The organism is Nonomuraea salmonea, from assembly GCF_042428605.1.
GTDB classification, from domain to species: domain Bacteria; phylum Actinomycetota; class Actinomycetes; order Streptosporangiales; family Streptosporangiaceae; genus Nonomuraea; species Nonomuraea salmonea.
This window is the reverse complement of the sequence record NZ_JBHMCF010000042.1, coordinates 226045-238945: the sequence shown is the minus strand read 5'-3', so window position 1 is coordinate 238945 and position 12901 is coordinate 226045. Positions and strand designations below refer to the sequence as shown.

General features: G+C 73.0%; 11 protein-coding genes and 1 tRNA gene. 5 read left to right on the top strand and 7 right to left on the bottom strand.

Annotation, left to right across the window (positions count from 1 at the left end; translation table 11 throughout):
• Position 1: 1 nt before the first annotated feature.
• Positions 2 to 694 carry a TetR/AcrR family transcriptional regulator gene (locus tag ACFFR3_RS39225; protein WP_345399483.1) on the bottom strand — a complete coding sequence of 231 codons (693 nt, stop codon included), beginning with the start codon at positions 692 to 694 and terminating at the stop codon, positions 2 to 4.
• Positions 695 to 757: 63 nt separating this feature from the next.
• Positions 758 to 5728 (bottom strand): tetratricopeptide repeat protein, encoded by a 4971-nt coding sequence (locus ACFFR3_RS39220; protein ID WP_379484764.1) that lies wholly within the window; start codon positions 5726 to 5728, stop codon positions 758 to 760.
• Positions 5729 to 5876: 148 nt separating this feature from the next.
• Between ACFFR3_RS39220 and ACFFR3_RS39215 the strand changes: the two genes are divergently transcribed.
• The 3 genes from ACFFR3_RS39215 (at position 5877) to ACFFR3_RS39205 (ending at position 7591) form a co-directional block, all read left to right on the top strand.
• Positions 5877 to 6422 (top strand): hypothetical protein, encoded by a 546-nt coding sequence (locus ACFFR3_RS39215; RefSeq protein ID WP_345409628.1) that lies wholly within the window; start codon positions 5877 to 5879, stop codon positions 6420 to 6422.
• 40 nt (positions 6423 to 6462) lie between these two features.
• Positions 6463 to 6840, top strand: coding sequence for a hypothetical protein (locus ACFFR3_RS39210; protein WP_364368974.1), 378 nt, complete (start codon positions 6463 to 6465; stop codon positions 6838 to 6840).
• A gap of 67 nt (positions 6841 to 6907) precedes the next feature.
• A complete protein-coding gene (locus ACFFR3_RS39205; protein ID WP_345399471.1) occupies positions 6908 to 7591 on the top strand; it encodes a DUF6766 family protein in 684 nt (227 codons plus the stop codon).
• Here ACFFR3_RS39205 and ACFFR3_RS39200 read toward each other — a convergent pair.
• On the bottom strand, positions 7516 to 8364 hold the full coding sequence (locus ACFFR3_RS39200; protein ID WP_364368971.1) for a 1-aminocyclopropane-1-carboxylate deaminase/D-cysteine desulfhydrase: 849 nt from the start codon (positions 8362 to 8364) through the stop codon (positions 7516 to 7518). The two genes, ACFFR3_RS39205 and ACFFR3_RS39200, sit on opposite strands and share 76 nt — an antisense overlap.
• Positions 8365 to 8407: 43 nt before the next feature.
• On the opposite strand from ACFFR3_RS39200, the gene galK reads away from it, so the two are divergent.
• Positions 8408 to 9523, top strand: a complete 1116-nt coding sequence (galK, locus tag ACFFR3_RS39195) for a galactokinase (protein WP_345399465.1) — start codon at positions 8408 to 8410, stop codon at positions 9521 to 9523.
• A gap of 52 nt (positions 9524 to 9575) precedes the next feature.
• Here the strand turns inward: galK and ACFFR3_RS39190 are convergent, their stop codons facing one another.
• From ACFFR3_RS39190 to ACFFR3_RS39175, 4 genes are all read right to left on the bottom strand, one after another.
• Positions 9576 to 10352, bottom strand: coding sequence for an enoyl-CoA hydratase-related protein (locus tag ACFFR3_RS39190; protein ID WP_364368968.1), 777 nt, complete (start codon positions 10350 to 10352; stop codon positions 9576 to 9578).
• 40 nt (positions 10353 to 10392) lie between these two features.
• Positions 10393 to 11547 carry a nitric oxide synthase oxygenase gene (locus ACFFR3_RS39185; protein ID WP_364368965.1) on the bottom strand — a complete coding sequence of 385 codons (1155 nt, stop codon included), beginning with the start codon at positions 11545 to 11547 and terminating at the stop codon, positions 10393 to 10395.
• A 236-nt stretch (positions 11548 to 11783) separates the two neighbouring features.
• Positions 11784 to 12197, bottom strand: a complete 414-nt coding sequence (locus ACFFR3_RS39180; RefSeq protein WP_379484763.1) for a hypothetical protein — start codon at positions 12195 to 12197, stop codon at positions 11784 to 11786.
• Positions 12198 to 12360: 163 nt separating this feature from the next.
• Positions 12361 to 12435, bottom strand: a tRNA-Asn gene (locus ACFFR3_RS39175).
• 127 nt (positions 12436 to 12562) lie between these two features.
• Here ACFFR3_RS39175 and ACFFR3_RS39170 point away from each other — a divergent pair.
• Positions 12563 to 12880 (top strand): YtxH domain-containing protein, encoded by a 318-nt coding sequence (locus ACFFR3_RS39170; protein WP_345399452.1) that lies wholly within the window; start codon positions 12563 to 12565, stop codon positions 12878 to 12880.
• Positions 12881 to 12901: the final 21 nt, after the last annotated feature.

The window sequence follows — 12901 nt, the reverse complement described above, 5'->3', positions numbered from 1 at the left end:
GTCATACCTCTAGGGAGAGCGCCAGCTTCTGCTGGGCGGCCTCGGTCATGGCGTCGAGAAAGCGGCGGGTGGCGCGCGCGACGGCCTGCTCGCCGCCGGGCGGCAGTGGCCCGCCGGGGCTCAGCGTCCGCTCGATGGCGGTGGTGACCAGCTCGGCGATCCGCTCGTCCGGCGGCTTGACGCCCGGCAGGAACAGGAAACCGTAGACGATCGAGGTGATGACGACCACCTGCTCGCGCGGGTCGCCGTCGATGGCGCCGATCTCGGCCAGCTCCTCCGCGTACGCGTCGAGCGGCCCGCCGGGCGGCAGCCGCGGCCCGCTGTCGTGCTTGCGGCGGGTGAGCTTGCCGAGCACCTCGGAGTCGCCGCTGAGCACGGCCCGCATCAGCGGCCGGCCCAGCAGCGCCAGCGCGAACAGGCCGAACAGCTCGCCCGGCGCGGCCGGCTCCCGCTCGCGCACCTCGGCGACCAGGCGCACCCGCTCGCGCCGCAGCAGGGCGGTGAACAACTCGTCGCGGGTCTTCCAATGCAGGTAGATGGTGCCTTTGGCGACGCCGGCGCGCTGGGCGACGTCGTCGATCGTGGTCTTGTCGTAGCCCCACCGCAGGATCAGCTCCGTGGCGGCGTCGAGGATCCGGTGCGCCCGTTCGAGCCGGCGCGCGGGATCCTGCGGTGGCCGTCCTGTCCTGGCCATGCCGAAATCACCTCATTTGTTTGACCAAATGAGGCTATCCGGTCATTTAATTGTCGGCAACTCTCAAGCGAGCTTGCTCAGCAGCGCCTCCGCCTCAGGAGCGAACGACGGGTCGCCGGTCTCGACCACCCTGACCAGCAGGCGGCGGGCCAGCTCCAGGTCGCCGCGCTCGAACCGGATCTCGCCCATGCGGCAGGCGGCCTCGGCGACCAGCTCGTCCTGCTCGCTCAGCCCCAGCGTCAGCTCGTAGAAGCGGAGCGCGCCGTCGCGGTCGCCCAGCCAGTAGCACAGCTCGCCCAGGTGCGCAGCGGCCAGCCCCGACTCGGGATCGCCCGAGTCGATCACCCGCTGGTACCAGTTCAGCGCCTCGGGATAGTCGCGCTCGCGCTTGGCCAGCGCGCCCAGGAACATGGCGCCCAGCGCGCTGTTGTGCCCCTCGCCCTCCTCGACCGCCCTGCGGTACCAGGCGCGTGCCCGCAGCGCGTCCTCGTCGTGGTACGTCTGCCCGAGCGCGAGCATCGCCCGGACCGCCAGGTCGGCGTCACCGGCCTCCATGACCTGGAGGTAGACCTGCCGGCCCGCGTCCACCTGGCCCGACTCCACCAGCGTCTGCGCGTACAGGGTCAGCGCGGTCAGATCGCCGTCCCGCGCCGCGTCCTCCAGCGTGCGCAGCGACGCCTCGATGTCGCCCTGCTGCTCCTGCAGGATGCCGAGCAGCCCGCCGAACACGCCGCGCGCCGGGCTGTCCGCGTCGCCCGCCTGCCGCGCGGCCAGGGAGTAGACGGCCTCGGCGTCGCCGTCGGCGTCCAGCAGCTCCAGCAGCCGGCCGTCCGCGAGGAACCGCACGTCGGGGTCCTCGTCCCTGCTCAGCCGCTCGTACGTCTCCCGCGCCCGGCCCGTCTCCCCCAGCTCGGCCAGCCGCTGGGCCGCCTCCAGCTCCGCGTACGGGCCCGTCCCCGCCAGCGCGAAGTAGCCGGGCACCGCGTCCGGGTCGCCGCACCGGCCGCCCAGCGCGCGGGCCGGCTCGGCGGCGCGCTCGCCCATCAGCGCGAGCACCCGCAGGGCCAGGGCGTGCTCGCCGCGCTCACTCGCCTCCTGGGCGAGCCCGGTCAGCGCCTCCTCGGCGAACTCGTCCACGGGGGTGCCGAGCACCGGGGCGAACGCGCGGGCGGCGGCGTCGATGTCGCCGTCCTCGTACGCCAGCACGCCCAGCCGCATCCCCGCCCGGCCCGCCGCCGCCTCGTGACCCGAGCCGGCCACGAGCCGCAGCTCGCGCTCGGCCCCTTCGCGGTCGCCCAGCTCCTCCAGGACGCCGGCCAGGTCCACCCGCATCGAGGCGGCCCGCCCGTCCGGCGCGGCCTCGACGCCCCGGACCAACACGGCGGCGGCCTCCTCCCTGCGGCCCCTGAGCGCCAGCGAGGCGCCCAACGCCCAGTGGCCCATGCCCACGGTCTCCGGGTCGCCGCTCGCCATCGCCAGGCTCGCCTCGGCCTCCACGGCGTCGTAGTCCTCGTCCCGGACCAGCGTGGAGAGCAGCCTGCGGCGGGACTCCAGGTCGCCGCCCGCCGCCGCCTCGGCCAGCACCTCGCGGGCCCGCCGCGGCTCGCCGCGCTCCCTGAGCAGCTCGGCGGCCAGCTGACCGGTGCCGGGCAGGCCGGCCATGGCGGCCTCGACCGCGCCGTCCAGGTCGCCGCGGTGGTGACGGACGACCGCGATGTCGTGCCAGGCGACGGGCGCCGTATCCGGGTGCTCGGTGGCCCGCAGCAGGTACACCTCGGACAGGCTGTGGTCGCCGTTCCTGGCGAGCAGCGCGCCGAGCTCGAACGCGGCCGTGGGGTCGCCCTCGGCGGCCAGCACGCGCAGCAGCGCCTCCGCCTTGTCGTCGTCCAGCTCCGCCGCCGCGTCCAGGGCATGGGTCACGGCCGCGTCGCGCTCGGCGCCCTCGGGGAACGCGGCCAGCAGGTCGGGCACCCGCGCCACGTCGCCGTCCCGCAGCGCGAGCAGCAGCGCCGCGAGCGGCCGCGAACCGGTCAGCTCGGCCAGCGCCGCCTCCGCTCCGGGCCGGTCGCCCTCGGCGTCCAGCACCCACGGCAGCTCGTCGGGGGCGGCCCTGCCGAGCAGGTGGCGGGCCGTCGCGCCGTCCAGGCCGTCCTCGTCGGCGGCGGCCCGCTCCAGCGCGAACCGCGCCGCGTCGTCGTCCCCCGCCGCCCGCAGGCTGCGCCCGGCGGCCAGCATGGTCTCCGGCTCGGAGTCCGGGTCGAGCGCGGCCGCGCGCTCGAAGGCCGCCTTGGCCGCCTCCAGCTCCCCGGTCCCGGCCAGCAGCACCCCGAGCAACCGCTCCGCCTCAGCCGTCTCCGGCACCCGCGGCACCTCCGCGACGGAAGCGGCGGCCGGGAAGGTGCCGGGCTCTCCGTCCTGGCCGAGAGCCTGGGAGGCTCCCGTGACCAGGGAGGGCTCCTCTCCCGCCCCGATCAGAGTCGCGAGGGCGGCTCGGGTGTCGCCGCGTTCGTGCAGGTGCTGGGCCACCAGCACGCGGCCGTCCGCGCCGAACGCCGCCGTCAGCCGTTCCACGGCCTCGGGCACCCGCCCGAGGTCCACGAGGGACCGGCCGAGCAGGAGGGCCGCGTCGCGGTCGTCGGCGGGCAGGCGGGAGAGCACCTCCACGGCGTCGGCGTGCTCCCCGAGGCCGTGCAGCAGCTCCCCGGCCTCGCGCAGCCCCAGCCGGTCGAGCTCGTCGTCCTCCCCCAGCGCCGCGAGGTACGCCATGACCGCTCCGCGCGGGTCACGCGCGTCGACGCGCAGCGCGCCGAGCAGGCAGGCGGCGTAGCGGCGCAGCTTCGGATGCCCCGACTCGACCACCATCGCCAGGACGCCGTCGGCCGCATCGATCTCCCTGGCGTGCTGCCAGGCGTTCGCGCACCTGATGGCCAGCCGGGTCACCACGGACCACGCCTCGCCCTCGGGCATCGCGCGGGCCGCGGCGTCGAAGTCCCGGTCGAGCACCAGCCGCCCGAACGCGCTGAGCGGGTCGGTCCCGTGCTCCAGCGCGGCCCGCGCGCCCGCCAGGTCGTCCAGCCTGAGCCGGGTGACGGCCAGCGGCAGCACTGCGTGCTCCGGCGTGCCCTCGGCGACCATCCGCTCGTGCAGCCGGCAGGCGGCGAGCAGGTCGCCCTGCCGCTCGTAGATCTCGGTCAGCGCGAGCGCCGCCTCGACGCGCAGCCCGCGGTGCGGCCCCGCGAGCACCTTCTCGTACGCCGCCCGCGCCGATCCGGGATCGTCGTCGGCCACGACCGCGCCGAGCGTGGCGCCCACCCAGGGGGCCAGCGCGGGATGCCCCTCGGCGAGTGCACGTTCCAGCAGCTCGGTGGCCTGCCGCCGGTCGCTCAGCACCTCCTTGCCGAGCACGGCCGCGTACGACAGCGCCAGCGGGTCGCCGCCGCCGGCCGCCGACAGGAACAGCTCGGCCGCGTCGGAGGCGTCGTACCCGCTGGAGACCAGCACGTGCGCGAACACGGCGGTGCCGAGCGCCGCGACGGCCGGGGCGAGGTGCTCGGTGGCGGCCCGGTAGGCGCGCAGGCCCTCCTCCCTGCCCAGCCAGTGATGGTCGAGCAGGGCGCCCAGCACGGGATGCGGCTCGTCACCCGGCGCGCGCAGCAGTTCGAGCAGCACCGCCGCCTGGAAGCCCTGCGGCACGTCGTCGCCCTCGGCCACGTACGTCAGCAGCTCGTCGGCCTGCTCGGGGTCGCCGTCGCGCAGCTCGACGCAGGCCAGCGCGAGCATGGCGCGCGGCGCCTGGACGGGCACGCCGGAGTCGGCGGCCCTGCGCAGCAGCAGCCGGGCCCCGGCGAGGTCGCCGTCGCGCAGCCGCGCGAGGCCGTCGTCGACGTCGTTGAGCGCCTGCTCGGTCACCGGGTCGGCGGGCGGCTGCCGCCTGGCGTCGTGCTCCAGCAGCAGCGTGGCCTTGAACGCGGTGTCGGGGTCGGCGTGCCCGGCCGCCAGCAGGGCCAGCTCCATGGCCTCGTCGTGCACCTCGGGCTGCTGTTCGAGCAGCATGCCGAGCAGCGTGACGCAGACCGAGGACCACTCGCCGTCGCCCGCCTCCAGCACGGTCCTGATCGCGGCCAGCGCGGCGTCGCTCTCCCCCGCCTCGGTGTGCAGCTGGGCCAGGCACGCCTGGGCCTGCATGGCGTGCTCGCGGTGGCCGCTGGCGATCACCCGCTGGAAGATCGCCCTGGTCTCCTTGTCGTCGCCGAGCTGCGCGGTGACCTTGGCCAGCTCGATGAGCGAGGGCAGCCGGACGTCGGGGTCGGGGTGCTCGGCGGCGACGCGGTAGGCGGCGGCCGATTCGGCGTACTCGCCGAGGTCGACCAGCACCGCGCCGAGCAGGTTGTGCGCCATGGCGAGGTGGTCGGGGTGGCCGACGGCGATGGCGTGCTCGCACACGGCGCGGGCCTGGTCGAAGTCGCCCGCGTCGGCGTAGATCCGATAGAGCTGGAACGCGGCCAGCGACACCACCCCGGGGTCGCCGCAGGTCAGCAGGGCACGATAGTCGTCCTCGTCCTCGGCGGCGGCGTACAGCTCGTGCGGCGGCGCCTGCGCGACCGGGATCTCGGGCAGTTCCAGCCGGGCGGCCAGCTCGGCCACGGCGGGGCTGTCACACCTGCGGGCCCGCTCCAGCGCCTCCTGCGCGCCCGGCGCGTCGCCGAGCTGCGTGCACACCAGCACCAGGGCCGTGTCGGCGAGCGCCGCCACCTCGAAGTCGGCGCCGTCGGAGGCGATCATCAGCACGCGGTGCGCCGCCGCCCACTCCTTGGCGTTGACGAGCATCATCCCCATCGCCATCGCGGAACGCTGCCCGAACACCGGGTCCCCTGACTGGATCACCGAGCGGTGCGCAGCCTCGGCGCCGTCCAAATCCCCCTGCTCCTGCAGCAAACCGGCCAGCAGATGGGACGCCTCCGGATCCCCCGTCGCCGCGATCTGCCTGAACAGCACGGCGGCCTGGTCGAGATCTCCGGCTCTCCAGTGGCTCATGGCCGCATCCAGCTGCTCTGACGCCATACTCACTCCAAGGTCATCGGACAATGTGAAAAAGCTACACATGTGTCACCGGCGTCACACGGCGATTCGAGATCTCAGGTCCGCCCGCGAGGAGGGCGGGGAGCGCCGTAGCGTAGTGCTCATGGGCAGAGCGTTCTGGATCGATCAGGAGTTCGACAGAGACCGTGATGGGCGCTATGCCGTACACGTGCGGAAGAACCTCGACGGCTTCGAGTGGGGGGACATCGCGCCCGTACGGTTCGCCTGCACGGCGTGGGAACTGGCCACGCCGCCGTCCCTGACGCCCGGCTACGTCCGCTGGGACCGCCGTGTCCTCGAGGCCACCTGCCACCGCAACACCTGGGACGGCACACTCTACGCCCGCGTCCGCATCGTCTCCCCGCTGCCCGACGAGCTGCGCCGCTCCCGCGCCTGGTGGCGCGACCGCGGCTGGACGGACTGGCAGGAGACCTTCGGCCAGTACGTCGAGCCCAGCCAGCAGGACCTCGCCCGGGTGCCCTTCCTGCGCGCGTCCCTGCTGGTCGAGGCGCCGCTGCCGCTCGACGACCTGCCGCCCGAGCCGGAGGGCCCGCACGACGACGTCGAGCGGCGCGCCCACCGCGCGGTGACCGTGCTGGCCCGCGAGCTCAACGCCCTCGTCGCCCCGGTGCTCGACCAGCTGAGCTGACCCTCCGCATGCGTGATCCTCCTGTGGGTAGCGGCACGCCATGAGAATGGTGATCGTGCTGGCGTTGGCCATCGGGCTGACCGGCTGCGCCGTGGACACGGCGGCCCCGGCGCGTACCGCCGAACGGTTCCACGCCGCGCTCTCCGCCCACCAGGAGGAGGCCGCGTGCGCCCTGCTCGCCGGACAGACCGCGGACAGGCTGCCCGACCCCGGCCAGAGCTGCGCCACCGCCCTGCGCGAGCTGCGGCTCGGCCCCGGCGGCGCCGTCACCGGGGTGAGCGTGTGGGGCGAGGAGGCCCAGGTACGGCTGCGCGGCGACACGCTCTTCCTGCACCGCTACGCGGACGGCTGGCGGGTCAAGGCCGCGGGCTGCGAACCGGCCGGCGACCTGCCGTACGACTGTGAGGTGGACGGCTGATGCGCACGATGTTCACGCTGACCCTGCTGCTGATCGTGGCCGGCCTGGCCTGGTTCTTCGTCCTGGGGTGGTCGAGACTGTGAAGTGGATCAAGGAGAACTCGCTGGCCCTGACGTTCCTCGTGCTGTTCCTGCTGGCGGTGGCGGGGCAGGCGGTGGCGGGCATGTTCCACTACAACGACGAGCAGGTGGCCCAGGGCGGCGAGCCGGTGTCGCTGCTGTCGTACGTGGCCTCCTCGTCCTACGCCGTGGACGTGGCCGAGAACTGGCAGTCGGAGTACCTGCAGTTCTTCCTGTTCATCATGCTCACCGTGTGGCTGGTACAGAAGGGCTCGCCCGAGTCGAAGGAGCTGGACAGGGCGGGCGCCGAATCCGACGAGGACCAGCGCGTCGGCCGTCACGCGGATCCGGACTCCCCGCGCTGGGCCAGGGCGAAAGGGCTGCGCCTGTGGCTGTTCAGCAACTCGCTCGGGCTGGTGATGGGGCTGATCTTCCTGCTGTCGTGGCTGGCGCAGTCGGTGGCCGGGCAGGCGGCCTACAACGCCGAGCGGCTGGGCGACCTGCGTGACCCGGTCTCGTACGGCTCGTACGTCACCTCGGGCGAGTTCTGGGACCGCAGCCTGCAGAACTGGCAGTCGGAGCTGCTGGCCGTGCTGTCGATGGTGGTGCTGTCGATCTATCTGCGCCAGCGCGGCTCGCCCGAGTCGAAGCCGGTGGGCGCGCCGCACACCTCGACCGGCGTGGAGGGCTGACCGGTGATCACCGCGACGACGCGGGTGCCGGGGGCGAAGGCGCCCTGGCGGGCGAGGGCGAGGATGCCGTACATCATCTTGGCCACGTAGATCCGCTCGAAGCCGTGGCGGGCGGCGAACGCCTCCAGCTCGGGCGTGGTGCGGGCGTAGCCGCCGAAGTGGTGGCCGAGGTCGATCGACCAGTTGCCCGAGACACGCCCGTACGCCTCCCGCTGCAGCCTGGCCACCTCGCCCTCCAGGAACCCCGCGCCCTTGAGCACCGCGAAGCCCAGCGCCCGCCGCCCCTCGGGCAGCCCGGCCGCGATGCCCGCCAGGGTGCCGCCGGTGCCGACCGGGCAGCAGATGACGTCGTAGTCGTCCTCGATCTCGCCCGGCAGCTCCGCGCACCCGCGTACGGCCGCCGCGTTGCTGCCGCCCTCGGGCAGGATCGCGACGTCCTCGCCCCACCGCGCGCGCAGCCCCGCCAGCACCTCCTCGGTGTCCTTGCGCCGGTAGGCCGCGCGGTCGAGGTAGGTCAGCGTCATGCCGCAGGCGGCGGCGCGGGCCAGCACGGGGTTGAGCGGCAGGTGCTCCTCGCCCCTGATGACGCCGATCGTCTCGATGCCGTGGCGCGCCCCTGCCTCGGCCACCGCCCTGATGTGGTTGGAGTACGCGCCCCCGAACGTCAGCACCCGCGCGTGCCCCAGGTTGTACTTCAGCTTGCGCGGCTTGTTGTCGTCGTGCCGCAGGAAGACCCGGACCTGGCCGAGCGCTGGATCCAGGAACTCCTCCATGGCGCTAGTCTACGGACGGGTCCTTGTTGAGGAGTGTTGGATCATGCGCGTTGTTGAAGCTTTTCGTGCCGCCTTCGGCGCGTCCCCGCAGACCGTCTGGCGTGCGCCGGGGCGCGTCAACCTGATCGGCGAGCACACCGACTACAACGACGGCTTCGTGCTCCCCTTCGCCGTGCCGTGGGGCCTCACGGCGGCGCTCACCCCGCGCGCCGACGGCGTCGTCCGCCTGCTGTCCCTCCAGTCCGCCGACGGCGAGCCCGTCGTCATGGAGACCCGCGAGGAGTCGCGCGGCTGGACCCGCTACGTCGTCGGCGTCCTCGCCATGCTCGGCGACCGCGTCGCCGGCGCCGACATCGCCATCGACGGCGACGTGCCGCAGGGCGCCGGGCTGAGCTCCAGCGCCGCCCTGGAGGTGGCCGTCGCCTCCGCGCTCAACGACGTGCACGGCCTCGGCATGACGCCCATGGAGCTGGCCCTGCTCAGCCAGAAGGCCGAGAACGACTTCGTCGGCATGCCCTGCGGCATCATGGACCAGGCCGCCTCCGCCCTGTGCGAGGAGGGGCACGCCCTGTTCCTCGACTGCCGCTCGCTCGGCTCCCGTTCCATCCCGTTCGACCTGGCCGCCCACGGCCTGAGCCTGCTCATCATCGACACGCAGGTGCACCACGAGCACGCCGGCGGCGAATACGCCAAGCGCCGCGCCGAGTGCGAGTCGGCGGCGCGCAAGCTCGGCGTGCCCGCCCTGCGCGACGTCACCGACCTGGCCGGCGCGCTGGCTCAGCTGCAGGGCGACGAGCGCAAGCGCACCGAGCACGTCGTCACCGAGAACCACCGCGTCGAGGCCCTCGTCGGCCTGCTGCGGGCGGGCGCCGTCACGGAGATCGGCGCCCTGCTCAACGCCTCGCACCTGTCGCTCAGGGACCTGTACGAGGTGTCGTCGCCCGAGCTAGACGTCGCCGTCGAGGCCGCGCTCAAGGGCGGGGCGCGCGGGGCGCGGATGACCGGCGGCGGCTTCGGCGGCTCGGCCATCGCGCTGGTGCCGGTCGAGCGGCTGGAGAGCGTGCAGGAGTCGGTGTCGGCCGCCTACGCCGAGCGCGGCTACCAGGCCCCGCGCTTCCTGCCGGCCACCCCGGCCCAGGGCGCCCACCGCATCGCCTGACCGCTCAGCTCGGCTTTCGGAGCGGCTTTCAGGGCGGCTTTCAGGGCGGCTTTCAGAGCGGCGGGAAGTTCGGGGGGCGGCGCTCCAGGAAACTGGCGACGCCCTCCGCGAAGTCGGGCCGCCCGAACGAGGCCATCATCTCGTGCGTGGCCGTCTTGGCCGCGTCGTCGAGGGTGGCCTCCCAGTCGTGCCAGACCTGCCGCTTGATCACCGCCAGCGACGCCGGGGAGCTGTGCACCGCCAGCTCCCTCGCGTACGCCAGCACCTCCTCCATCAGCGACTCCCCCGGCACCGCCCGGTTGACCAGCCCCAGCTCGTACGCCTCCTTGCCGGTGAACACCCGCCCCGACAGCAGGATGTCCATCGCCCGCTGCTGCCCGATCACCCGGGGCAGCACCCACGACAGCCCGTACTCGGCGACCAGCCCCCGGCGCGCGAACGCCGTCGTCCACTTCGCCTCCTCGGCGGTGAACACCAGGTCGCACACCAGCGCGTGTACCATCCCGAGCCCCGCGCAGGCCCCGTTGACGGCCGCGATGATCGGCTTGCGGACCGTCGTCGGGTACGTGTTCGGGCGCGGGTCGGGCACCTCGTCGTACGCGCCGCTCTGGATGGCGCTCAGCGTCTTGAAGTCGGCGCCGGAGCAGAACCCCTTGCCCGCGCCGGTGACCACCACCACCCGCACGCCGGGATTCGCCTCCGCCTCCGCCAGCAGGTCGAAGTAGCGCCGGCCCAGCGCGCCGGTCCACGCGTTGAGCGTCTCGGGCCGGTTGAAGGTGAGGGTCAGCACGCCCTGGTCGTCGAGCGTGGAGAGCACGAGTTCCGCCATGCCCCCAACAGAACCATGTTCTAGGCGCGGAAGGCAAGGTTCAGTCGTGGTGGACGAAGGCGGGGGTGAGGACACGGGTGTCGTAATAGCGGTGGAAGACCGGGGTGGCGCTGCCGGACATCGGCGGCACGATCCACGACCAGTCCGCCGGGCAGACCCGGCCCGCCTTCTCCTCCCGTTCCAGGTGGGTGAGGAAGCGGCGCGACTCGGTGTGATGATCGGTCATGGTCACCCCCGCCCGCTCGAACGAGTGCAGCACCGCCACGTTCAGCTCCACCATGGCGTGGTCGCGCCACAGCGAGCGCTCGGAGGAGGTGTCCAGGCCGAGCCGCCCGGCCACCACGGGGAGCAGGTCGTACCTGTCCGCGTCGGCCAGGTTGCGGGCGCCGATCTCGGTGCCCATGTACCAGCCGTTGAACGGCGCACACGGGTAGCACAGGCCGCCGATCTCCAGGCACATGTTCGAGATGGCCGGTACGGCGTGCCAGCGCAGCCCCAGCTCCTCGAACCACGGATACTCGGGATGCGTCAGCGGCACCTCCAGCACGGCGTCACCCGGCAGGTTGCACAGCAGCGGCCTGCCCCGGCCCGGATGGATGATCAGCGGCAGCACGTCGAACTTGCCGCCCCTGCCCTGCCAGCCCAGCGCCTGCGCGGCCTCGGTGAGCGCCACGTTCGCCGGGTCACCGACGACGCCGTCCCTGGTCCGGTAACCGGCGTACCGGATGAGCTGGTCGTTGAGTATCCGCGGCCCGCGCAGCGCGGGCGTGTCAGGCGGCAACACGGTGATGGTCGGCCTGATCTTCCCCGCAGGGGCCTGCGCACCCGCGCCGGAGCCGGTGGCCGCGCGCAGGTGCGCCACGCACTCCAGCGCCAACCCCTCGGCCGTGCTCACCTCCCGGCGGTCGCGCACCTTGAGCGAGCGCCAGTACAGCCGGCCGATGCAGCGGTTGCTGTTGCGCCAGGCCACCCGGGCGCCGAACTCGAGCTCCTCGTACGTGTGTGTGTAGGTCCCGTAACGGGCCACGTCTCTGGCCACGTCACGGAGCCTGGCCTGCAGACCGCCGGCCGAGGGATGCTCGGCGTGGTAGAGCCTGATGAAGCGCTCCGCCTCGCGGAGGTCGATGGTGCACCCGTTCACCGTCCGTACGGCGGGCGCGTCGAAGGGACGAAGGGACCTGATCCAGGTAGACACGCGGCAACCAGCACTTCTCGGTCATCGGATCGCCCCACCGATTCCGGGTCGGCGGCACGTCCTGCTGGAGGCGCCCTCTCCCCGCCTCCGCGACTCCTGCCCGCGGCTCCGGCCGTACCGACCGGCCCCGCCATCCTGCCGCCCCACCGGACACCTTGTCCCGCGTTTCCCGAAATCCCGTCACCATCTCACTACATAAGGTGAAATAAGACGCAGCTTCCGCAGACCAGGGGCCGTCACCGGCGCGGCATTCCCTCCCACACGCAGGTGAGATGGATCAGCCTCGTTTGCCGCCACCGCTTCCCCACGACCTTCCTCGGCAGCTTTCGCGCCGGAACGGCGATGGACAGCCGCTCCTCCGGCACGACCACCACCTCGCCGTCGCCACCCGCCGGCACCGGCTCGACGACCCGGACGGGACCGACGTCACCGACCTCGACCAGCTCATCCACGGCACGGTCAGAGAACCGCACCTTCCTGCCGTCACGCGTCCAGCACGTCAGCTTCCCGCCGCGCAGGATGCGGTCACCGTCCATGACCCGCTCACCGATCACCCGGACCGGCCCGTCATCGGCCAGCGCCGACGTGGCCATCCCCCCGAGCCCGAGCGCGGCGGCGGTGACGACGATCGCGAGACGTCGCGTCAACATGGGGTCTCCCTCCCCGAGGCGTTGTGACGCTCCGAGGCTCGCCCACCACACCTGAAGCCCCGCTGAAGACACCAGAACCGATCTTCAGGCGCACCCGCCCACCACAAGCGGACACCAGACACGACGAAGGCCCCCTCACCTACTGGTGAGAGGGCCCGCACTGTGGCTCCCGCGATTGGACTCGAACCAATAACCTGCCGGTTAACAGCCGGCTGCTCTGCCGTTGAGCTACGCGGGATCGAACCGTTTGCCCACTTCGTCGGGGCTTTTCGGGCCCCGTCGCGGTGCGCATGAATAGATTAGCGCACTCCTGGAGTGCGTGTCGCATCGTGAGCGGGGTAGGCCCGTGACAGCGGAGGTGCAATATGCGTTATCGGATGACATTCGCTGTTGGTCTGGCGGTCGGCTATGTGTTGGGCAGCCGGGCCGGCCGCGAGCGCTACGAGCAGATCAAGCAGACGGCGCAGCGCGTCGCCGACAACCCCCGGGTGCAGGAAGTGGCCGGGATCGTCGGTGCGCAGGCGTCGAAGGTCGCCGGGAAGGCCAGGACGAGGGTGGGTGACACGCTGCAGCAGCGGATCCCGTTCCTCGGCTCGCACGACAATCAGCCCGACTCGGGCACCGGCTGGCCCGACGAGGAGGGCGTCGAGCAGAAGGCCCGGGAGAGCGGCATTCCGTACTAGCCAGACGGACGGCATGGGCGT

Excerpts from the sequence above, each read along its gene's own strand:
- ACFFR3_RS39180 (WP_379484763.1), bottom strand. The coding sequence starts at position 12,197 with ATGTTGACGCGACGTCTCGCGATCGTCGTCACCGCCGCCGCGCTCGGG.
- ACFFR3_RS39225 (WP_345399483.1), bottom strand. The coding sequence starts at position 694 with ATGGCCAGGACAGGACGGCCACCGCAGGATCCCGCGCGCCGGCTCGAA.
- ACFFR3_RS39210 (WP_364368974.1), top strand. The coding sequence starts at position 6,463 with ATGAGAATGGTGATCGTGCTGGCGTTGGCCATCGGGCTGACCGGCTGC.
- ACFFR3_RS39200 (WP_364368971.1), bottom strand. The coding sequence starts at position 8,364 with ATGGAGGAGTTCCTGGATCCAGCGCTCGGCCAGGTCCGGGTCTTCCTG.
- ACFFR3_RS39220 (WP_379484764.1), bottom strand. The coding sequence starts at position 5,728 with ATGAGCCACTGGAGAGCCGGAGATCTCGACCAGGCCGCCGTGCTGTTC.
- ACFFR3_RS39190 (WP_364368968.1), bottom strand. The coding sequence starts at position 10,352 with ATGGCGGAACTCGTGCTCTCCACGCTCGACGACCAGGGCGTGCTGACC.
- galK (WP_345399465.1), top strand. The coding sequence starts at position 8,408 with ATGCGCGTTGTTGAAGCTTTTCGTGCCGCCTTCGGCGCGTCCCCGCAG.
- ACFFR3_RS39170 (WP_345399452.1), top strand. The coding sequence starts at position 12,563 with ATGCGTTATCGGATGACATTCGCTGTTGGTCTGGCGGTCGGCTATGTG.
- ACFFR3_RS39215 (WP_345409628.1), top strand. The coding sequence starts at position 5,877 with ATGGGCAGAGCGTTCTGGATCGATCAGGAGTTCGACAGAGACCGTGAT.